Below are 22376 nucleotides of genomic sequence, written 5' to 3' on the forward strand. Positions count from 1 at the left end.
GCCCGCAGGCTACCCCGTCGAATCTGCTTCCCCGGCGGGCTTTTCGTGGCCGTTCGGTGACGCTTCCTCCGCATCGGGCAGCTGACCCACGAGGTACTCGGCGAGCCCGCCGATGGTCGGGTAGTCGAACACCGCCGTCGCGTTGATCGTGAACTTGCCGCCGAACTGGCTGTGCAGCCGGTTACGCAGCTCGATCGCCATCAGCGAGTCGGTACCGAGATCGAGGAACCGGCTGGTCGCCGCGGGCGGTGACGCCAGCCTCAGGAAGTTCTGGACCTCCTTCTGCAGGAACTCGGTCACGAACCCGGCGCGCTGCGGAACCGGGACCTCCATCAGCTGCTTCAGCAGCTCGCTGTCCCCGGTGACCTCGCCTGCGGCACTGGGCAATACAAGGTCCAGGATCGGCGGTCGCGAACTGCCGAGCACCTTTGCGGCGCGCTGCCAGTTGGCCTTGATGACGGTGGCCTGGCCTGTTCCGTTGGCGACGACCTCGGCGAGCGCCGACAGCGCCGCCGACGGATCCAGTGGAATCAGGCCCTGCGCAGAGATATTGGCGGTCGCCGCGGCCGACGACGCCATACCGCCCTGTCCCCAGGGGCCGAAGTTGATGCCCGTCGCGGGTAGGCCCTGGGCTCGGCGCTGCGCGACGAGGCCGTCCAGCAGCGCGTTGGCCGCCGCGTAGTTGGACTGGCCGGGGGACCCGAACAGGCTCGACACCGACGACGACACGATGAAGAAGTCCAGATCGTCGTCCTCGGTCAGGCGATCCAAGTGATAAGCACCGAAAGCCTTGGGTGCCAACGTCATCCGGAACCGATCCACACTCTGCTGGGCCAGCAGCGCATCGTCGAGGACACCTGCGAGGTGCACCACCCCGGCCAGCGGCGGCAGTTCCGCGCGGATCCGGGCCAGGAGGGCATCGACGTCGGAGGAGTCGCCGACATCGGCCGCCATCACGTGGACGCGGCACTTGTGACGCTCGGCGATGTCGTCGATGGCCTGCTGGGTGTCCGTATCGGGCGAGCGCCGGCTGGTCAGCACGATGTCGCCCGCCCCGAGGTGGGCCAGGTAGGCAGCCGTGTGCAGTCCGATCGCGCCGAGCCCACCGGTGATCAGGTAGGTCCGGTCAGCCTGCGGCTGAAGCGGATTCGGAACCTGCACGACGATCTTGCCGATGTGGCGGGCCTGCTGCATGCGGCGGAATGCCGACCGCGCCTCGGTGAGCGGATAGATCTCGGCGGGCAGCGGTGTCCAGTCGCCGTTCGCGAGCCCGTCCGACACCTCGGTCAGCAAGCCGCGGATCCGTTCGGGTTCGGTGAACATCACCGTGTCCAGCGCGACGATCTCGTAGGCGATGTCGGGCCGGGCCTGCGTCATCTGCTCGACCGACCAGATGTCGCGCTTGGCGATCTCCGCGAAGCGGCCGTTCTGGGCGGTGGCCCGCAGCGTCGCCTCGATGAACCCTTCGCTCGTCAAGGAGTTCAGGACGACGTCAACCCCTGCGCCATCGGTGTCCGCCAGTATCTGATCGGCGAAGTCCGTCGTCCGGGAGTCGTAGACATACTTCACACCCAGCTTGCGCAGCGTCGCACGCTTGAAAGTGCTTGCGGTGGCGAACACCTCGGCTCCACACTGCTGGGCCATCTGCACGGCCGCGAGACCCACGCCGCCGCTGGCGGCGTGGATGAGCACCTTGTCGCCCGGTTTGAGCTGGGCCCAGTCGAACGACAGTCGCACCGTCAGTGCCGCGGCGGGAATGGTGGCCGCTTCCACGGCGCTCACCCCGTCGGGGATCGGTGCCAGGAACTGGGACGGCACGTTGAACCGGCTGGCGAAAGCGCCCTGCATCGATCCGTAAACACGCTGGCCGACCTCGACGCCCGTGACGCCCTCACCCAACTGGGTTACGACGCCGGCGAAGTCGCCGCCGATCGGACCGGGGTCGCCCGGATAGAGCCCGAGGACGTTGAGGACGTCGCGGAAGTTGAGGCCCGCGGCCTCCACCCGCACCTGCACGTAGTCCGCGTCCGGGGCGGGGACATCGGCCTCGGTCAGCCGCAGGTTGTCGATGGCGCCGCGCTCGGTGGGTGCCAGCACATAATCGCCTCCGCGAGGCACAGCGAGGTGGCCGCTGCGCGCCCACGGCAGCAACCGCGAGGCCAGCAACTTACCTTGGCGCACAGCAATTTCCGGCTCGTCGACGGGAGTCGCGAGCAGGTTGGCCAACGCCTGGACGGCCTCCGGTGATCCGTCGCAGTCGACGAGCTTGGCGCGCAGCGCAGGCTCTTCGTTGATCGTGGTGCGACCGAAGCCCCACAGCGCCGCTTGCACCGGGTCGACCGGTTCGCCGGACTCCGTGGCCACACCTCGCTCGGTGACGATCCACAGACCGCCCGGCAGTTTCACCCCACCCTGCACGGCGTGCACGGCGTCGAGCAGGTTGGCGATCTCGGTTTCGAGCCGGGCCTCGATGTCCGCGCTCGTCTCGCCGGCGGTCGGCAGGCCGGCACGCCAGACGACTCCGGAGAACGGCAGACCGCGCTCCTGCGCTGCAGACAGCACCTGTCCCAACAGTTCTGGATCCGTTGTCCGGTCGACTGGGATGCAGCCCGCGACCTTGGCGGCGAGTTCATCGAAGCCCGCGATCAGCCAGGTGCCTGTCGTCTCGCCGATGTCGTCTGGCCCAGAAGGCGGGGGTACCTCGTGCCACCCGAGGGTGTACAGCAGCCGGGTGGCGTCGCCGCCGAGCCCGCGCAACAGCGCCTCCCTGGGCGCGCGCTTGACCGTGAACTCGCGGATACCACCCAGGTGCCTGCCATCTCGGTCGAGGTACTCGAGGTCGAAGACCTGGGTTTCGTTGTCGAGTGCGCCGGCGTGCCACTTGGCGCGGCAGTAGAACCGTCGCGGCATCTTCTCCCGCAGCGTCACCTCGCCGTATCGCAGCGGCAGGAACAGGTCGTTGACCCCCTGCTCGGCTGCCAGCAGCGCGGGGAACGCCGGGAATGCAACGCCGGTGCACAGGTCCATCAGCACGGGGTGCATCGGCTCGGTTCCGAGCTGTTCGGCGAGTTCGGCTCCGACGAGGATGTCGCCGATCGCTTCACCCTCACCGAGCCACAACGACTTCAGCGAGCCGGACCATGTCGGTCCCCAGGCGAGCTCGAGATCGGCGAAGGTCTCGAACAACTCCTGTGGCCGCATGCGGTTGAGCCGCTCCAGCGCCTCGTCGACCCGTTCCGTCTCGTCAGGTTCGGCGTCGTCGGCCAGACCGCTCACGACGGTGCCTTCGGCGTTCAGCGCCCATTCGGCACCGCTTTCGCCGTACGGCCGGCTGTGCACCTGGAACTTCCACTCGCCGCCGGTCTCCAGCGGATGCAAGGTCAGCTGAACTTCCCGGGAGCTCTTCTCGGGCAAAATGATCGGCTCGTAGAAGAAGACGTCCTTCGCCCGTGCCGGGGTGCCGACGGCGGCCAGCGCCATCGCGGCGTACGTCGCCCCGGGAACCACGACGGTGCCGTAGATGACGTGATCGGACAGCCACGGCTGGGATTTGACGGACAACCTGCTGGTGTAGACCGAGTCACCGGAGGCGAGATCCTTGGCGCTGCCCAGGATTCCGGAGCCCACCGGTCCGACGGAACCGCTGACCGCGATGGAGCCCGCTTTGGGCCAGAAGCGGCGTCGCTGGAACGGATAGGTGGGGAGTTCGAGTCGGGGGCCGGGCTTGCGTTGCAGCGCAGCGAAATCGGGCCGGTGACCGCCGACGTAGGCCGCGGCCAGCGCGTCGGCCATCTGCCGCCTGTCGCTGACGCTCTTGCGCAGCGACGCGATGGCACGCGGCGGTGCGAGGTGCTCGGGCCATACCTGCACGGCGGCGCCGGTGAGCACCGGCTGCGGGCCGATCTCCATCAGAACGGTGCACCCCAGGGCCGCGACGGTGCGCACGCTCTCGGCGAACTGCACAGGCTGGCGGGAATGCCGTCGCCAATACGGGGCATCCAACGGGGCCTGGCCGGTCAGCACGGCACCGGTGCGGTTGCACACCAGCGGCAGCGTCGGGACCTCGAAGGTGAATTGCGCCGCATAGGACTCGAATTCATCGAGAACCGGATCCAGCAGCTCGGAGTGGAACGCGTGGCTGGTCTGCAGCCAGGTGCAGCGGACTCCTTCGCCGCCGAACCGTTCGACGATCTGTTCCAGATCGTCGCCGGGGCCCGACAGCACGGTGTTGGGACCGTTGTAGGCGCCGACCGACACCCGTGGGAACTCGGCTGCGGCCTCTTCGACGTGCTTGGCGTCGGTGAACACCGCGACCATGCGTCCGCCTTCGGGCAGGCTGCCGAACAACCGGCCACGTTCGGCCATCAGCCGGGCGCCGTCCTCGAGGCTGAACACGCCGGCGACGCAGGCCGCCGCGTACTGGCCCACGCTGTGCCCGAGCACCACGTCGGGCTCGATGCCCCACGACTGCCACAGCCGGGCCAGGCCCATCTCGATCGCGAAGAGCGCCGGTTGCGCGAACGATGTGTGCCGCAACAACTCCGAGGTCGCCCGATCGGACGCGAACAGCACCTCCAGCAGGGGGCGCGGCAGCATGCCTGCGACCGCGTCGGCGCACCGGGTCACGGTCTCGGCGAACACCGGTTCCGTCGCGAACAACTCGCGGGCCATCCCGGGATACTGGCTGCCCTGTCCGGTGAACAACCACGCCGTCGTCGGATGATGGGTGTGCTCGCCGCGGACCACGCCTGGCCGCAAGCGATTTTCGGCCAGCTCAGCCAGACCGTCGCGGGCACCGTGAACCGAATCGACCACCAGAGCGGCACGATGATCGAAGTGTGATCGTCCAGTGCCGGCGGTCCGGCACACCTCCGCCAGGTCGGCGTCCGGGTGTGCGCCCAGCCAGGATTCGTAACGCCGCGCCAGCGCCGCCAGTGCTTCCGGGGACCGTGCGGACAAGGCGAGCACGTTGACCTGCTCGGGCTCGGGCTCGGGCTCGGAGACGTCCTCGACGACCGCCTCGACAGGCTCTTCCACTGCGGTAGGGGCCGGTGCCTCCTCGATCAGGACGTGCGCGTTGGTTCCGGTGAATCCGAACGAGCTGACTCCCGCGCGCCGCGGCCTGCCGTCGGCTTCCCACGGAATCGCCTTGTCCACCACCCGGACCGGCAGCGAATCCCACGGGATGTGCGGTGACGGGTTGTCGAAATGCAGGCTCTGCGGCAGCACGCCGTGTTGCAGCGACAGCACCACCTTGATCAGACCCGCTGCGCCGGAGGCAGATTCGGTGTGGCCGATGTTCGTCTTGACCGAACCCATCAGCAACGGGCGGTCCGGGTCCCGCGACGCGCCGTAGGCGGCGGCGGCGGCCTGGACCTCGATGGGGTCGCCAAGCGGGGTTCCCGTCCCGTGCGCCTCCAGGTAGTCGACGTCGCCGCCGGACAACCCGGCGCGAGTGAGGACGGAGTGGATGAGCCGTTGTTGCGCACCGCCGTTGGGCACCGTCAGCCCGCTGGATGCGCCGTCCTGGTTGACGGCGCTGCCGGAGATGACCGCCCGGATCTGGTCGCCGTCGCGCTGCGCATCACTGAGTCGCTTGAGCACCAGCACGCCGCAGCCCTCGCTGCGCACGTAGCCGTCGGCGGAGGCGTCGAACGTCTTGCACCGTCCGACGGGGGACAGCATCCGGGCGCGGGACGCAGCGACGATGGTCACCGGGCTGAGCAGGACGTTGACCCCGCCGGCCAGCGCCATGTCGCAGTCGCCGGACCGCAACGCCAGCGTCGCCTGGTGCACGGCGACCAACGCCGAACTGCACGCCGTGTCGATCGCGACGGCCGGGCCTTCGAGTCCGAGGGCGAATGCGACGCGGCCGGAGATGGCGTTGAGCGCGTTGCCGGTGATGAAGTGCGGCTCGATCTTGTCGACCGGTTCGGACGACAGCAGGTGCGCGTACTCGTTGGCGGCCACGCCGACGAAGACTCCGGTGCGGCTGCCGCGCAACGTCGCCGGCGAATACCCCGCCCGTTCTAAGCCCTCCCACACCGTCTCGAGCATCAGCCGCTGCTGGGGCTCGATCCACACGGCCTCACGCGGGGAGATGCCGAAGAACTCGGGATCGAAACCGTCGATGCCGTCGAGGAATCCGCCGAATCGGGTGTAGGTCTTGCCGGGTGCATCGGGATCCGGGTCGTAGAACTCGTCGATGTCGAATCGGTCCTCGGGGACCTCCCGGATGGCGTCGACCCCGCCGGAGAGCACGTCCCAGAACGCTTCCGGATCCGGGGCGCCGGGGAAGCGGCACGACACCGCGACGATCGCGATCGGTTCGTTCGCGCTTGTCGTCACCGCGGAGGTCAGCGTGGGTGCGGAGGCCTGCTCGCTGAGGCCGAGCACCTCGCCGAGTAGATAGTCCGCGACGTCGGCCACGCGGGGATGATCCATCGCGAGCGTGACCGGGATCTCCGCGCCGACACCCTGTTCGAGGTGGCGCCGCAGCTCCACGGCCATCAGCGAATCCATGCCGAGGTCGAAGAAACCCGCGTCCTCGCGGATCTCCGCGACGTCGACGCGTGTCACCTCGGCGACGACCTCCCGCAGATAGGTCGTCAGCAGCTTCTTGCGTTGCTGCGCAGGGGCGTTGGTGACTCGTTCGACGAGCGCGGTCTTGCCGGACGGCGTCACCGGCGGCGTCGCGTCGGGCACCTCGCGCGCGAGCTCGGAGAGGAATGCGCGCCGGCCCGCCTGCTGGTAGAGCGGCATGAAGAGCGACCAGTCGATGCGGGCGACGACACCTTGCGGCGCGGACGCGGCAACCACGTCGGCGAGCCCTGCGAGGGCATCAGCGGGGGACAGGGTCTGGACCCCGCGCTTTTCGAGGCGGGCCCGCGACTCGGCGTCGGCCATTCCCGTCGACCACGGACCGAAGTTGACGCTGACACCGGGAATGCCCTGCTCGCGTAACCGGAAGGCCAGCGCGTCGAGGAAGGCGTTGGCAGCCCCGTAGGCGGTCTGACCGTAGCCGCCCCACACCGAGGCGATCGACGACGTGCTGAGGAAGAAGTCGAGCGCGAGATCTCGTGCAGCCTCGCTCAGATGCCAGGCGCCCCAAACCTTTCCGGCGAAGACACGGTCGACTTCGGCGTCGTCGAGAGAGGCCAGCGGCGTCGTGCCGATCTCACCCGCGGCGTGCACGATGCCCGCCAGCGGGGGCAATTCGGCCTGGACGGTGGTGAGGAGCCGTGCGACGTGATGGGCGTCGGCAACGTCTGCGGTGAAGACCCGGACGTCGCAGCCGTGCTGTTCGGCGAGTGCGTCGATGCGTTGCTGTGCAGACTCGCCGGGAGAACGCCTGCTGGTCAGCACGAGATGTCTGGCGCCGTGGGCGGCCAGATACGCGGCGACCTCCAGGCCGATCGATCCGAGCCCACCGGAGACCAGATAGGTTGCGTCGGAGCGGATCTGGAGCGGAGCCGTACTGGGGGCGCCGGTACGTCGGACCAGCCTGGGCCCGTAGGCGCCCTGCTTACGCAGGGCGATCTGGTCCTCCCGGACGACGGAATCGGTGGATGTGGCGACGCGATCGATGAACTGAGACCATTCGTCGGTGTCGCCGGTCGCGATGTCGGCGAGTCCACCCCAGAGCTGGGGGAGTTCGAGCGCCGCGGCGCGGCCGAATCCCCACAGGCACGCCTGGTCGGGTGACACGCTGTCGGAGTCGGTAACCGGCTGTGCGCCACGGGTCACCAGCCAGATCGGTGCGCGCAACTCGGCGGCCGTCGCCGCGCGCAGGACTCGTCTGGTCCCGCCGAGAATGCGGTGCTGCATCCGCAACAACGACTGCATGGATGGTGCGACGTCGGCATCCACAGCGGCGACGTTGACGATGTGCAGCGGCGAATCGTTCGCCGCAGCACGGAACGCGTCGACGAGCTTCTCCTCGTCGGCGTCGGACACCGGCAGGGCGAGGGTCCGGTGCTGGTGGCCGCGGGCGGTCAGCACCTCCGTCAGCGACCGGACCGCTGGGGTGTCCTCGCCGATCAGGAGCCACGACGCGGCGGAAGCCGCAGCGGGCGACGACAGCTTCTGCCACTGGAACTCGTAGCGGTCGTCAGCGATCGACTGCGTCGTGAGCTGCTGATGATGCTGGGCTGCAAGCCTTCTGAGAACATCGAGGGTCTGGCTGTCGATGTCTCCGTCGTCGAGGAGGGAGGCGAGCTCTTCGATCCGGCCGTCCTCGAGGAGGCGGACGGCTTCGGTGCGGGACTGCCGCATCCGCGGCTGCTGCGCGGGCGCTTCTGCGCCGTCGGGCCGGTTGTCCAGGAACCAGTACTGGCGATGGTCGAACGGGTAGGTGGGCAGGTCGAGCTTGCGGGCATGAGCTTCGCGCGTCGCGGCGAAATCGGGGACGTGGCCCAAGACGTAGGCGTCGGCCAGGGCTTCGGTGATCTGCCGGTGGTCACCGGTGTTGCGGCGCAGCGACGCGATCGCCCGCGGTGTCGTCGCCGGGTCGGGCCATGCCCGCAACGCGGCGGCGGTCAGCACCGGTTGCGGACCGATCTCCAGCAGCACCTTGCAGTTGAGGCTCGCCAATGTCCGCACGCTCTTGGCGAATTCCACCGGCTGGCGCGCATGCCTGCGCCAGTAGGCGCCGTCGAGTTTCACGCTTCGCCCGAGCGCGTCGCCGGTGCGGTTGTCGATCAGGATCCGCTGCGGCGGATTGAACGTGAACTGCTCTGTGTACGTTTCGAATTCGTCGAGAATCGGGTCGAGAAGCGCGGAGTGGAACGCATGGCTGGTGTCGAGCCAGTCGCAACGCACCCCGTCGGCGGTCAGCGCGGACACGGCCTTCTCGAGATCCGGTGCGGGACCGGACAATACGGTGTTGGCGCCGTTGTAGGCGGCGACCGACAGGGCGGGGAACTCGTCGGTGAGTCCCTCGACGCGTCCGGCGTCGGCGAACACCGCGGCCATCCGGCCCCCGGCGGGCAGGCTGCCGAAGAGGCGGCCACGCTCGGCCATCAGCCGTGCGCCGTCCTCGAGGCTGAACACGCCGGCGACGCAGGCGGCGGTGTACTGGCCGACGCTGTGGCCGAGCACTACGTCCGGTTCGAAGCCCCACGACTGCCACAGACGCGCCAGGCCCATCTCCACCGCGAACAGCGCGGGCTGCGCATACGTCGTCTCGCGCAGTGTGTCCTCGTCGTCGGTATCGAAAATGACGTCCAGCAGCGGCTTTTCGAGAACATCGGCCAGCACGTCGGCGCACCGCTGCATCGTCTCCGCAAAGACCGGTTCGGTGTCGAACAGCTCCCGTGCCATGCCGGGGTACTGGCTGCCCTGGCCGGTGAACAGCCACGCCGTCTTCGGAACGTCATGCGACTCACCGCGGACGAGCCCGGTGGCGGGCCGGTCGTCGGCGAGAGCGCCGAGAAGCTCGACGACGGAGTCCCGCGAATCGACCACGAGCGCGGCCCGGTGCTCCAGATGGGCGCGCCCCACGCCCGCGGTGAAGGACAGGTCCGCCAGCGTGGCGTCCGGGTGGGCGTTGAGCCAGCTGCGGTACTGCTCGGCGATGTGGACGAGGGCGGCGGGCGTGCGGGCGGACAGCGGCACGATGCTCGACCGCGACGTTTCGGCGGGCACGTCCAGGCGGGGGGTCGGCTCGGGAGCCTCTTGGAGGATGACGTGCGCGTTGGTGCCCGCGAACCCGAACGAGCTCACGCCGGCGACGCGAGGCTTGCCGTTGCGCTCCCAGGGTCTGGTCTCCGTCACGACCTCCACGGCGAGCCGGTCCCACGGGATGTGTGGGGACGGATTTTCGAAGTGAAGATGCTTCGGCAGTGTCGCGTGCTCGAGCGACAGGATGACCTTGATGACGCCCGCGATGCCTGCGGCGGCCTCCAGGTGCCCGATGTTCGTCTTCGCCGAACCGATCAGCAGAGGCCGTTTCGGATCCCGTCCAGCGCCCAGAACCGTACCGGCGGCCTGCGCCTCGATCGGGTCACCCAGCGAAGTTCCGGTGCCGTGGGCTTCCAGATAGCCGACGTCGCTGGGCGCCAGGCCCGCGCGCTTCAGCGCATCGGTGATGACTCTTTGCTGGGCCACGCCGTTGGGCACCGTCAGACCGCCGGACGCGCCGTCCTGGTTGATGGCGCTACCCCGGATGACGGCCCGGATCCGGTCCCCGTCGCGGAGCGCGTCCTCGAGCCTCTTGACGACGATGACGCCACACCCCTCGCCGCGCACGTATCCGTCGGCGGCGGCGTCGAACGTCTTGCATCTGCCGTCGGGCGCGAGCATGTTCGCGCTGGAGAACGTGATCATCGTGGCCGGGGTCAGCAGCACGTTCGCGCCGCCGGCCAGCGCGAGGTCGCACTCACCCAATTGCAATGCCTGGCAGGCCTGATGGATCGCGACCAGCGACGAACTGCACGCCGTGTCGACGGCGACTGCAGGTCCCTGCAATCCCAGGCGGTAGCTGATCCGTCCCGCCGCGGCGGCGCTCGACGTGCCGATGGCCAGGTAGGCCTCGATCTCGGGATAGGTCAGCCCGTCGGAGGCCATGCCGAGATAGTCGTGGGTGGCGAGCCCGATGAACACGCCGGTGTTGGTGTCGGCCAGCGCCGTCGGCGCGGTTCCCGAATGCTCGATCGCACGCCACGCCGTCTCCAGCAGCAGGCGGTGCTGGGGGTCCAAGGATCGGACCTCGCGCGTCGACATGCCGAAGAACGGGGCGTCGAATCCGGTGACGTCGTCGACGAAGCCGGCCCGGCGCGTCACGACCTTGCCGGGCGCTCCCGGTTCGGGATCGAAAAATTCGTCGGCGTCCCAGCGGTCCTGCGGCACCTCGGAGATCGCGTCGCGGCCGTCGCGGAGCAGCTCCCAGTACTCGTCGGCGCCGGAGGCGCCGGGGAATCGTGCGGCGTAGCCGACGATGGCAAAACGCGGGGCAAGTTCGCCTGCACCCTCGACGTCCGTCATGTGGCTGTCCTCCCCCAAGATCAGTGTGGTGACCCCCCAGGATCGAATGTGGACGGATCCTATGCCACTGTGCCCTGTCCCCGGGGTTCGTCGCAGGCCGGGGCTCCCTCGGTCGGGGCGGGCCACAGTCGTGCAGCGTTGGGTATGTTGATCCCGCGTTGAGTGACGATGCCGGGCAGCAGCCGGTCACAGCATAAGGACCAGGGGGATGCAGTGCGCATCGGCAAGATAACTATTGGCGCGCTTGATGAATGGACGCTCAATCCAGGGTCGGTCACCTCCTGGCATCCGACACAGTCGTCAATTGAAAAGGCGCGGCAGGCGCCTGTCAGCCCGGTGCCGATCAGCTACATGCAGGGCCAGCATCTCCGCAACTATTCCGAGCGGTCCTCGGCCGGTTCGACGTTCTCCCGGCAGATCATCGCCAGCTGCGAGGTGGCCGGCGTCTGCGACATCGCGGCCATGGACCACGCCGTCAACTCCTACCTGCGCCGCCACGACACCTTCCGCAGCTGGTTCGAACGGACCGGAGACGGACAGTTCGTGCGACACGCCATCGAAGATCCGGCCGACATAGAGTTCGTGCCGACCGAGCACGGGCACATGACCGTCGACGAGATCCACGCCCACGTGGTGGACATCCCGAGTCCCCTGGAATGGGGCTGCTTCACATTCGGGATCATTCAGAGCGACGACCATTTCGCATTTTTCGCGGCGATGGATCACGTTCACGGGGACGCGACGTTGATCGGCACCACGATGATGGAAGCCAACGGCATGTATTCGGCGTTGAGTTCCGGCGGCGCCGCGCTGACTCTCCCGGACGCGGGAAGCTTCGACGATTTCTGCGTCAGGGAACGCGAATACACCGCGGAGCTGACCGTGGATTCGCCTGGCGTACAGGCGTGGATCGACTTTGCCGACGAGAACGACGGCGGCTTCCCCGAGTTCCCGCTGCCGCTGGGCAACCCGCGTGAGGCGACCACCAGCACGATGACCTCCCAGCCCCTGCTGGACCCGGCGCAGACAGAGCGTTTCGAATCGGCGTGCTCGGGGGCCGGTACTCGCTTTGTCGGAGGGCTTTTCGCCTGCCTGGCGCAGGTCGAACATGAGCTGACCGGTGCGCTGACGTATTACGGCCTCACGCCCAGGGATTCACGCTCCGCCGGGGACAACTTCATGACGCAGGGCTGGTTCACCGGACTTATCCCGATCACGATCCCGATCGGGGCGGCGTCGTTCGCCGAGGCGGCGGGCTCGGCACAGGCCGCATTCGATTCGAGTCTGAACATGGCCAAGGTGCCCTATTACCGGGTGCTGGAATTGGAGCCGTCCCTGAAATGGCCGCGGCCCAATTTCCCTGTGTCGAATTTCTTCCACGGCGGTGCTGCTCCGCTGAATGCGGTCCTGGCCGCCGCCGAAATGGGCCTCGCGAACAATATCGGCATCTACCCCGACGGCCGCTATTCCTACCAGTTGACGATCTACATTTTCCGCTACGGCGAGGGCACCGTGATGGCCATCATGCATCCCGACAATCCCGTCGCCAAGAAGTCGGTCGAGCGGTACATGACGGCGATGAAATCGGTCGCCGGTTTGGTTGCTGACACCGGGCGCTGGGGACGCGTCGCGTAGCGTGGAGCAATTCGCGGAGGACGGCTTCCCGCGATGCGCTGCGCGCGGGCGGGGGTGAGGCGATATGAGACGGCTGGCCGATCTCGTGGTGCGTTGGCCCCTCGTCGTGATCGGGATCTGGGTCGCTGTGGCCGTTGCCCTGCCGCTGACGTTCCCGTCGCTGGGCCAGATGGCGGAGAAGCATCCGCTGGTGATCCTGCCGGGCGACGCGCCGTCCACCGTCACCGCCACGAAGATGGCCGAGGCGTTCGACGAGCCGGGTGCCGACAACCTCCTCGTCGTCGCGTTCATCAACGAAGCAGGGCTCGAACCGGCCGATGAGGCCACCTACCGCGAGGTGGTCGACGCGGTGCGCGACGACGTCACCGACGTGGTGTCGGTGCAGGACTTCGTCAGCACGCCGCAGCTGAGGCAGTTCCTGACCAGCGAGGACAAGACCACCTGGGTGCTGCCGGTCGGTCTGGTCGGCGAGCTGGGCACCCCGCGCGCCTACGAGGCGTTCAACCGCGTCGCCGACATCGTCAAACACCAGGTCCCGGACGAAGGATCCGGCCGGACCCTCGAAGTGTTCGTCACCGGGCCCGCCGCCACCGCCGCCGACCTGACCGTCGCCGGGGAACAGGATCGGCTGCCGATCGAGATCGCGATCGCCGTCCTGGTGCTGCTCGTCCTGTTCGTCGTCTACCGCAGCGTCGTCACGATGCTGTTGCCGCTTGTCACGATCGGGTCGTCGCTCGTCATCGCGCAGGGGGTGGTCGCCGCCTACTCGCAGATCACCGGTGCGGGTGTCTCCAACCAGTCGGTCGTCTTCCTCAGCGCGATCATGGCCGGCGCCGGGACGGACTACGCCGTCTTCCTGATCAGCCGCTACCACGATTACGTGCGCTCAGGTGACGACCCCGCCCGTGCGGTCAAGGCCGCGATGATCTCGATCGGCAAGGTCATCACCGCGTCGGCGCTGACCGTCGGCGTCACGTTCCTGGTCATGAACTTCGCCCAGATGGGCGTCTTCCGGACGATCGGGGTGTCCGCGGCGATCGGTATCGGTGTCGCGTACCTGGCCGGTGTGACACTGCTGCCCGCAATTCTGGCGCTCGTCGGTCCGCGCGGCTGGATCAAACCGCGCCGCGAACTGACGGCCCGGTTCTGGCGACGCTCCGGCATCCGCATCGTCCGCAGGCCCATACCGCATCTGGTGGCCAGCGTCCTCGTGCTGGTGCTGCTCGCCAGCTGCGCGATCTTCGTGCGCTTCAACTACGACGACCGCAAAGTGGTGGAGGCGTCGGCGCCGAGCTCCATCGGGTACGCCGCACTGGAGAAGCACTTCCCGATCAGCCAGTCGATCCCGCAGTACATCCTCGTGCAGTCGCCGCGCGATCTGCGCAACCCGCAGGCGCTGGCCGACCTCGAGCAGATGGCGTCGCGGATCGCGCAGCTGCCGGATGTGTCCCTGATCAGTGGCATCACCCGACCCCTCGGCGAAGTGCCGGCCGAGTTCCGCGCCACGTTCCAGGCCGGCATCGTCGGTGACCGGCTCGCCGCCGGATCCGCCCAGATCGGCGAACGCACCGGCGATCTCAACACGCTGGCCAACGGCGCCGACACGTTGGCCGACAGCCTCGGCGACGTGCGCGCCCAGGTCAACGAGGTCGCGCCCACACTGCGCAGCCTGATCGACACGTTCTCGTCGGTGCGGACCGAATACGGCGGCGACAAACTGGTCCGCGACGTTGCGACCGCAGCCAAGCTCGTCGACAGCGTCAACAAGCTCGGCCTGTCCATGGGGCTGAACTTCCGTGCGGTCAAGGACATGTTCGCGTGGATCGGACCGGTCCTGACCGCGCTGCAGGGCAACCGGGTGTGCGACGCCAACCCGTCGTGCGTCGACACCCGGATGCAGTTCGAGAAGCTGGTCGCCGCTCGCAACGAGGGGCGGGTCGACGAGATCAACACCCTGGCGGGGCAGTTGCAGGGCGTCGACGACCGGTCGAGCCTCACCGCGACGGTGAACCAGCTCAACGCGGCACTGTCGAAGCTGACCAAGGCGATCTCGGCGATGGGCTTCGACACCCCCGCCGGTGCCCGCAACGGCCTCGCCGAGCTTGAGGACGGCGCCGACCGTCTCGCCGACGGGAGCCGCCAGGTGGCCGGCGGCGTCGATCAGATCGTCGAGCAGATCAAGGTGATGGCCGACGGACTCGACCAGGCCGCCGCGTTCCTGCTGACGATGCGCAACGACGCGTCGAGCTCGAACATGGCCGGCTTCAGCATTCCCGCCGAAGTGCTCGGAGCCGTCGAGTTCCAGAAGGCTGCCGCGGCCTACATCTCGCCGGACGGTCACTCGGTGCGGTACCTCGTGCAGACCAAGCTGAACCCGTTCAGTGCCGAAGCGATGGATCAGGTCAACGCGATCAGCGACATCGCGCGCGGCGCGCAGCCGAACACCACGCTGTCCGACGCGACGATCTCGATGGGCGGCTTCCCGGCCGCGCTGCGCGACACCCGCGACTACTACGAGCGCGACATCCGGTTCATCATCGCCGCGACGCTGATCGTCGTGCTGCTGACGTTGATGGTGTTGCTGCGGTCGATCGTCGCACCGCTGTACCTCGTGGGGTCGGTGGTGCTGTCCTATTTCGCGGCGATCGGCATCGGGGTGCTCACCTTCCAAGTCCTGCTCGGCCAGGAACTGCACTGGAGCGTGCCGCCTCTGGCGTTCGTGGTCCTGGTCGCGGTCGGCTCCGACTACAACATGCTCTTCGTGTCGCGAATGCGCGACGAGTCCCCGCACAGCATCCGCTTCGGCATCATCCGCACCCTGGGCGCGACAGGCGGCGTGATCACCGCGGCGGGCCTGATCTTCGCGGCGTCGATGGCCGGTCTGCTGTTCTCCAGCATCGGCATCGTGATCCAGGGCGGATTCGTCATCGGCGTCGGCATCCTGCTGGACACCTTCGTGGTCCGCACGATCACGGTCCCCGCGATCGCCGCGCTCGTCGGCAAGGCCAACTGGTGGCCGTCACGAGTGGCTGCGCGGCCACCGGCAGAGGTTCGCGAGCCCGCGTGATGTATGTGAAACTACGAGCCAGCATCCCACGAGTGTGTACGGACGTGATGTGACATCTGAGCCCCAGTCGTCGATTCTGTCGATGCTGCACGCCCGTGCCAGCATGCGGCCCGACGAGGTCGGGTTCACGTTCACCGACTATCTGCAGGATCCGGACGGGGTGCGGGAAAGCCTGACGTGGTCGCAGCTGTCGCGCCGGACCATGAACGTGGCCCGCGAGCTCAGCCTCCACGGCACTGCGGGGGACACCGCGGTGATCCTCGCGCCGCAGGGGCTGGAGTACGTCCTGGCGTTCCTGGGTTCGATGCAGGCCGGGCTGATCGCGGTGCCTCTGCCGTTGCCGCACCGCGGTTCCAGCCACGACCGGGTGAGCGCGGTGTTCGCCGACACGAAGCCGTCCGTCGTGCTGACGACGTCGGTGGCGGCCGGGGACGTCGGGGACTGGGTCGACCAGTCTCGGATGGACACGGCGCCGAAGATCATCGCGATCGACACACTGGATCTGGATGCCGAGGGTCCCGTCAGCCTTGAGCTGACCGAACTGCCGAGCATCGCGTACCTGCAGTACAGCTCGGGCTCGACGCGGCTGCCGACGGGCGTGGAGATCTCGCACCGCAACCTGCAGTCGAACTTCGAGCAGCTGATGCGGGGTCTGTTCGCGGGCCCTCCGGTGACCTCGACAGCGGATCTGACGATCGTGTCGTGGCTGCCCTTCTATCACGACATGGGGCTGGTGCTCGGCGTCTGCGCGCCCATCCTCGGTGGCTACCGGGCCGAGCTGACCAGCCCGGTGGCCTTCCTGGAGAAGCCGTCGCGGTGGGTGCGGGCGCTGGCCGAGAATCCGAACGCATTCTCCGGCGCTCCCAACTTCGCCTTCGACCTTGCGGCGCGCAAGACCAAGGACAGCGACCTGGACGGGCTCGATCTCGGCGGGGTGCGCGGCATCATCAACGGTGCCGAGCGCGTCGAGCCGGCGACACTGGAACGCTTCGCAGATCGGTTCGCGCACTTCAACTTCCGTGACACCATGCTGCGCCCGTCGTACGGGCTCGCCGAGGCGACCGTCTACGTCGCCAGCTGCACGTGGCACGACTCCACCTCACCGGACAGCAGCGCTGTCCGGTTCGATTCCGACGGCCTGTCCGAGGGGCGGGCCGAGCCGTCTGCGACCGGCACCGCGCTCGTGAGTTACCGGTTGCCGCAGGCGCCCGTCGTGCGGATCGTCGACGTCGACACCGCGCGGGAATGTCCGCCGGATCTGATCGGCGAGATCTGGGTGCACGGCGACAACGTCTCGACCGGGTACTGGGCCAGGCCTGCCGAGGATCAACAGTGCTTCGGCGCGACGCTGCCGGAGCCGACCGCGGGCACCCCCACCGGGCCGTGGCTGCGCACCGGGGACCTGGGCTTCATCCACGACGGACAGTTGTTCGTCGTCGGCCGGATCAAGGACCTTCTGATCATCCGCGGACGCAACCACCACCCCGAGGACATCGAGGCGACGGTTCAGGAGATCACCCGCGGCCGGGTCGCCGCGATCTCGGTGCCGGTGAACAGCACCGAGAACCTCGTCACCGTGATCGAGTTGAAGAAGCTCACCGATCTCACCGAGGTCAAGAGCGACGTCACGTCCGCGATCTCCAACGCCCACGGCCTCAACGTCGGTGACTTGGTCCTGGTGTCTCCCGGTTCCATCCCGACGACGACGAGCGGCAAGATCCGTCGCGCCGCGTGCGTCGAGCAGTACCGGCAGGATCAGTTCACCCGGCTGGATGCCTGAGACAGGTAAGGTCGAAGAATGCTGAGACGGGTCGCCACGGTCACCGCAGCGGTAACCATTGGCGCGACAGGCTGTTTCGGCTTCGGGATCGCCACCGCCGACGAGCCTCCCCCGCCACCACCCGGGGTCGGCGCCGGGGGCCCGACGCCCTGGGGGACACCGGGCAGGGCCTACGCGCTCGGCGGCGCCCACGTTCTCGGCATCCCGTACGACGAGTACATCATGCGCACCGGCGCGGACTGGTTCCCCGGGCTGGACCGTCAGATCGTCGACTACCCGGCGGGACAGGTCCAGGGCCACACCCTGGAGCGTCTGTTCCCCGGCATCGGTGCCTTCGGTGATCGCGTGGCGCCCGGCCTGGGACTCGACGGTCCCAGCTACGGCGAGTCGATCGACGTCGGCGGACCCAACCTCATCGCGGCGATCCGCGAAGGGGGTCCCGGCACCGCGATCGGCCTGTCGGAGGGCGCGTCGGTTCTCGATGACGTGCAGGCGCGGCTGGCCTACGACCCGGCTGCTCCGCCGCCCGACCAGTTGAGCTTCGCCACGTTCGGCAATCCCGTCGGCAAGCACGCCTTCGGCGAGAGCTTCCTGACGCAGAACTTCCCCGTCGGCAGCGTCGTTCCGTCGCTCGACTACCGGATCCCGGCGCCGGTCGAGAGTCAGTACGACACTTACCAATTCGTGTCCGCCTACGACAGCATCGCCGACTGGCCGGATCGGCCCGACAACTGGCTGTCCGTCGCGAACGCGATCGTCGGCCTCGCGACCGGCCACACCGCGGTCGCGTTCACCAATCCGAGCATGGTGCCGCCGCAGAACGTCAGGACCACCGTCAACTCCCGTGGCGGGAAGACGACGACGATCATGATCCCGGAGGAGCACCTCCCGCTGGTGCTGCCGTTCAAGTACCTCGGGGTCGACAAGGGCACGCTGATGGAGCTCGACAAGGTGCTGATGCCCTATGTCGATGCCGGCTATTCGCGCAACGACAATCCGGCGACCGCACCTGTCACCGTGGATCCGGTCAACGGGTACGACCCCGCCGAGGTCACCGCGCCGGCGACGCAGGCCGCTTTCGGTGGCGGCTCGGATCCGGTGTCCCAGCTGCTGGCCGGTCTGCAGTACCTGACCAACAACCCGCCGTAGCGCCTGGCCGACACCGACGTTCGGCGCGGGTCAGAGCGCCGCGAACCCGACGGCCAGCAGGACAGCCCCGATGACGGCCATCAGCGCGCACACTCCGTAGCGGCCCCGCGCCCGGATCCAGTTGTTGAGAGCTGTCAGCGCTGCGCGGGTTCTTTCCGGCGCGATGACGTAGCAGAGCAACGGGATCTCGACGAGCGCGAACGCCACCACGTTGAACGCCATCAACGCCCCGAACTGCGACGTGGCGGCGGCGCCGGACGCGGCGATCAGGGCGAGCGCGGCCAGATAGTCGATCGACGGCAGCGCGATGCCCAGCCCCGCCACCCCCGCCGTCCACAGCGATCGGCCGGTCAGCAGCGCCCGCAGACGCGTCTCGAACCTGCCGGGTTCCCGGTCCGCGGTACCTCCCAGGAAGCCCGCCGCCACCAGTCCGGCGGTGACGATGACCAGCGCGCCCACGGCGATCTGCACCTTGGGGAGATTGAAGTGGGTGTCCCTGAGCGCGGGCCGCAGCAGGAAGAGGACGGCGACGCCGACTGCGGTGCCCATCAGAAAGCCCCCGGTGAGGAACGCCAGCAGCTGGAGTAGCGGGCGCGGCCGGTTGAGCATCACGACGGTCATCCCGACCCGAAACGGCTCCAAGCTGACCGCGACGGCCATGACCAGGAGCGGAAACCACATGATGGCGTCACGTTACCGGTCCGGCCGGCGGGGATTGCGTTCACGACGATTCGGACGGTGGCCGTGATTCCCGCGTCCGTGTGAAAATGGGAATGATGACCGGAACACCGATAGACCTGAGCCCGGCCTCGTTGCGCGAGGCGTTCGGGCACTTCCCCTCTGGCGTCATCGCGATCGCCGCCGAGGTCGACGGCACCCGGGTCGGGCTCGCCGCGAGCACCTTTGTGCCGGTATCTCTGGACCCCCCGCTGGTGTCGTTCTGCGTGCAGACCACGTCGACCACCTGGCCCAAGCTTGTCGACGCGCCGTACCTCGGCATCAGCGTGCTGGGGGAGTCCCATGACGAGGCTGCGCGCACATTGGCCGCGAAGACGGGCGATCGCTTCTCCGGGCTTGAGACGTCATCGACGGAACGGGGTGCTGTCTTCATCCACGGCACCAGCGTCTGGCTGGAGAGCGCGATCGAGCAGCTGGTGCCCGCGGGCGATCACATCATCGTGGTGCTGCGCGTCAGCGACATCACCGTCCACCAAGACGTGTCACCAATCGTGTTTCACCGCAGCACTTTCCGCAAGCTCGGCGCCTGACCGACCCGGACGGGAGCGGCGTCAGGGCTTGGTGGCCAGTTCTTCGCGGTAGTTTCTGACGCGCTGGTCCAGCTCTGCGGCGTCGGCGGTGCGGCCCTCTTTGCGGGCCAGGTCGGCGCGGGTGCTCAATTCGCGGATCGCAGTGCGAATGTCGTTGATGCTGTGGGGCTCTCGAAGCGCCATGGGAGCTGCCTTTCTTCGATGATTGGCTGCTCAGTGAAGGGTACCCCCGCGCCGGGTGCCTACACTCGGATCGCGGTCAGGGCGTCGGCGATCCGGCGGGTCCGGCCTTGCGCAGTGACGACGGACAGTCCCTCCCTCGCCCAGTATTCGAAGCCGCCGATCAGTTCCCGCACGCGGCGGTAACCGAGGTCGCTGAGCGTCAACGCGGCCTTGGTTGCGCCGTTGCATCCGGGACCCCAGCAGTAGACGACGATGTTGGCGTCCCTGTCGGGTAGCTCGGCGTCGGCGCGCACCGCCAGTTCGCCACCCGGAATGTGCACGGCGCCCGGTAGATGGCCCTGGTCCCAGGCCGCCGCCGACCGGGTGTCCACCACGATCGGCGCCGCACCGCAGGACCGTGCCGCGGCGAGGTCGGCGGCGTCGATTTCGTAGGCGAGCTTGGCGGCGAAGAACGTCAGGGCATCCATACGTTCATCGAAGCGCGCTATAGCCTTCCGGGGAACCGGCGATCCACGGCACATCGGTGTCTGCGCCGTCCATTCGACGGGATTGTGCCACTATGGCCGCATTTCGTAGGCCCCGTCGTAGCCACGCACCTGTTCCCACAGCCGACCGAACCGGTCGGCGTCGGTGGCGGGCTTACGCACGGCAGACAACGCCCATTGCTGCTGCGCTGTGCTGGAGCTGGGCTTGCCGTGCAGCGCGACCGCGTAGGTGGAGAAGTCGCGGATCTGGACGTCGAAGATCTGGTCCAGGAGGTCGCGCCCGAGCCCGGTCAGTTCGGCTTGTTCGAGGATCAGCTGCCCGTACACGACGAGGGTGAAGAGGTGGCCGACGACAAGGACGAAGTCGAGGTCGCGCTGCTGCGCCTCGTCAGGAGCCGCCGTCGCGAGCAACTCCTTGAATGCCTGCACCTGTTCGTAGAAGACACCGACGTTCGGGATTCCGGCGTTGCGCTCGTAGACGGGAGCCCAGTCGGCGAACTGCACCTTCGACGCGCCGCGGGCGGGGCCCTGCGACCAGAAGAAGACGTCGTCGGCCGGATCGTCGCGGGTGCCGATCTCCGGGTATTCGGCGGGGGCGAACATGTAGTTCGGCATGAACTTGAGGATCTGGGCGACGTTGACGTGGACGGTGCCCTCAAGGCGCGGCAGCGCGCCGATCAGCAGCTTCACCTGATTGAAATAGGTGTTCTTCTCGAAACCCTTGGCTGCCAACACGTCCCACAGCAGAGTGACGACCTTCTCGCCCTCTGAGGTGACCTTCGATTTGGTGACCGGATTGAACAGCAGGTAGCGGCGGTCCTGCGGGCTCGCGCTGCGGAAGTAGTCGATGGCGCGGTCGCTGAACAGCTTCATCGCGATCAGGCGGGCGAACGCGTCGACGAAGCTGGCGCGCACGTGGGGGAAGTCGGTGACCGGGTTGCCGTACAGGATGCGGTTGTTGGCGTGGGTGATCGATTCATAGAAGGCGTGCTCGCACATGCCGATCGAGCCGCTGCACAGGTTGAACTTGCCGACGTTGACGGTGTTCAGCGCTGCCGAGAACGCGTCGGGGCCCGTCGCGAGGATGTCCTCCTCGTACACCGGGTAGTCGTGCAGCGCGAAGTTGGAGACGAACATCTGGCCGTGCACCACGTTGTCGATCAGCTCGTAGTTCTCGTGGCCGCTGTCGGCGACGAACCACACGTACCCGTCGGCACCCTCGATGTCGGTGCGGCGCGAGAAGACCGACACCATGCCCGCGACGTTGCCGTTGCCGATGTAGTACTTCTCGCCGGACGCCCGGAACAGCACGCCCTCGTCGTCATCGACAGCCGGCGTCAGCAGCAGGTCGGTGTTGTAGATGTCGGCGCCGTGCTCGCGCTCCGACAGCCCGAACGCCATCACGCCGCCCGCCTCGAGCTGCGCGGCGGCCTTCTCTTTGGCCTTGACGTTGTCGCTCTGCCAGATCGGTCCGAGGCCGAGGATCGTGACCTGCTCGGCGTACCAGTACGACAGCCCGTAGAACCCGAGGATCTCGGACAGCAGCGCGTTGCGGGAGGTGTCCCAGCGTTTGTTCGGATCCCCTCCGGCGAATTCTGACGGTGTCAGGAACGTCGCAAACAGCCGTTCTTGTTTGACGAAATCGAGGAAGTCGGACACCCAGGCCGCGTCGAGGTCGTCGCGTAGCAGCCGGACCTTTCCACGCTCTTCGAACCACTGGATCAGCGCGCGGAGCTGGCGCCGCGATTCTGGGTCGAGGCGCTCGGGGTCGAAGTTGTTGGGGTCGAGCAACAAACCGGTCATGGTCGCGAATCTAGCGCGGTCAC

The 22376-nt window shown here is 67.9% G+C and carries 10 protein-coding genes; 5 read left to right on the top strand and 5 right to left on the bottom strand.

All coding sequences use genetic code 11. From position 1 onward, the window contains the following. Positions 1 to 9: 9 nt before the first annotated feature. Positions 10 to 10983 carry a type I polyketide synthase gene (locus tag P9A17_RS00590; RefSeq protein WP_278036652.1) on the bottom strand — a complete coding sequence of 3658 codons (10974 nt, stop codon included), beginning with the start codon at positions 10981 to 10983 and terminating at the stop codon, positions 10 to 12. Between the two features lie 213 nt (positions 10984 to 11196). Between P9A17_RS00590 and P9A17_RS00595 the strand changes: the two genes are divergently transcribed. The 4 genes from P9A17_RS00595 (at position 11197) to pe (ending at position 18614) form a co-directional block, all read left to right on the top strand. After that, positions 11197 to 12618, top strand: coding sequence for a condensation domain-containing protein (locus tag P9A17_RS00595; RefSeq protein WP_278036653.1), 1422 nt, complete (start codon positions 11197 to 11199; stop codon positions 12616 to 12618). Positions 12619 to 12682: 64 nt separating this feature from the next. Then, positions 12683 to 15685, top strand: a complete 3003-nt coding sequence (locus P9A17_RS00600; protein WP_278036654.1) for an RND family transporter — start codon at positions 12683 to 12685, stop codon at positions 15683 to 15685. Positions 15686 to 15734: 49 nt separating this feature from the next. Continuing rightward, positions 15735 to 17465, top strand: coding sequence for an AMP-binding protein (locus P9A17_RS00605; RefSeq protein WP_278036655.1), 1731 nt, complete (start codon positions 15735 to 15737; stop codon positions 17463 to 17465). An 18-nt stretch (positions 17466 to 17483) separates the two neighbouring features. Next, positions 17484 to 18614 (top strand): acyltransferase PE, encoded by a 1131-nt coding sequence (gene pe, locus P9A17_RS00610; protein WP_278036656.1) that lies wholly within the window; start codon positions 17484 to 17486, stop codon positions 18612 to 18614. A gap of 30 nt (positions 18615 to 18644) precedes the next feature. Here pe and P9A17_RS00615 read toward each other — a convergent pair whose 3' ends face one another. Beyond that, positions 18645 to 19295: a GAP family protein gene (locus tag P9A17_RS00615; RefSeq protein ID WP_278036657.1), complete on the bottom strand. Its 651-nt coding sequence runs from the start codon at positions 19293 to 19295 to the stop codon at positions 18645 to 18647. Positions 19296 to 19390: 95 nt separating this feature from the next. On the opposite strand from P9A17_RS00615, the gene P9A17_RS00620 reads away from it, so the two are divergent. Further along, complete coding sequence (locus tag P9A17_RS00620) at positions 19391 to 19882, top strand: flavin reductase family protein (protein ID WP_278036658.1); 492 nt, start codon at positions 19391 to 19393, stop codon at positions 19880 to 19882. Between the two features lie 21 nt (positions 19883 to 19903). On the opposite strand, the gene P9A17_RS00625 is transcribed toward P9A17_RS00620, so the two are convergent. From P9A17_RS00625 to P9A17_RS00635, 3 genes are all read right to left on the bottom strand, one after another. Continuing rightward, a complete protein-coding gene (locus P9A17_RS00625) occupies positions 19904 to 20065 on the bottom strand; it encodes a hypothetical protein (protein ID WP_278036659.1) in 162 nt (53 codons plus the stop codon). Between the two features lie 59 nt (positions 20066 to 20124). Further along, on the bottom strand, positions 20125 to 20532 hold the full coding sequence (locus tag P9A17_RS00630) for a rhodanese-like domain-containing protein (RefSeq protein WP_278036660.1): 408 nt from the start codon (positions 20530 to 20532) through the stop codon (positions 20125 to 20127). A 90-nt stretch (positions 20533 to 20622) separates the two neighbouring features. Further along, complete coding sequence (locus P9A17_RS00635; RefSeq protein WP_278036661.1) at positions 20623 to 22353, bottom strand: acyl-CoA dehydrogenase family protein; 1731 nt, start codon at positions 22351 to 22353, stop codon at positions 20623 to 20625. Between the last annotated feature and the right edge of the window lie 23 nt (positions 22354 to 22376).

The organism is Mycobacterium sp. 236(2023), assembly GCF_029623955.1.
GTDB lineage: Bacteria > Actinomycetota > Actinomycetes > Mycobacteriales > Mycobacteriaceae > Mycobacterium.

Excerpts from the sequence above, each read along its gene's own strand:
- P9A17_RS00590 (WP_278036652.1), bottom strand. The coding sequence starts at position 10,983 with ATGACGGACGTCGAGGGTGCAGGCGAACTTGCCCCGCGTTTTGCCATC.
- P9A17_RS00600 (WP_278036654.1), top strand. The coding sequence starts at position 12,683 with ATGAGACGGCTGGCCGATCTCGTGGTGCGTTGGCCCCTCGTCGTGATC.
- pe (WP_278036656.1), top strand. The coding sequence starts at position 17,484 with ATGCTGAGACGGGTCGCCACGGTCACCGCAGCGGTAACCATTGGCGCG.
- P9A17_RS00615 (WP_278036657.1), bottom strand. The coding sequence starts at position 19,295 with ATGTGGTTTCCGCTCCTGGTCATGGCCGTCGCGGTCAGCTTGGAGCCG.
- P9A17_RS00620 (WP_278036658.1), top strand. The coding sequence starts at position 19,391 with ATGACCGGAACACCGATAGACCTGAGCCCGGCCTCGTTGCGCGAGGCG.
- P9A17_RS00625 (WP_278036659.1), bottom strand. The coding sequence starts at position 20,065 with ATGGCGCTTCGAGAGCCCCACAGCATCAACGACATTCGCACTGCGATC.
- P9A17_RS00630 (WP_278036660.1), bottom strand. The coding sequence starts at position 20,532 with ATGGATGCCCTGACGTTCTTCGCCGCCAAGCTCGCCTACGAAATCGAC.
- P9A17_RS00635 (WP_278036661.1), bottom strand. The coding sequence starts at position 22,353 with ATGACCGGTTTGTTGCTCGACCCCAACAACTTCGACCCCGAGCGCCTC.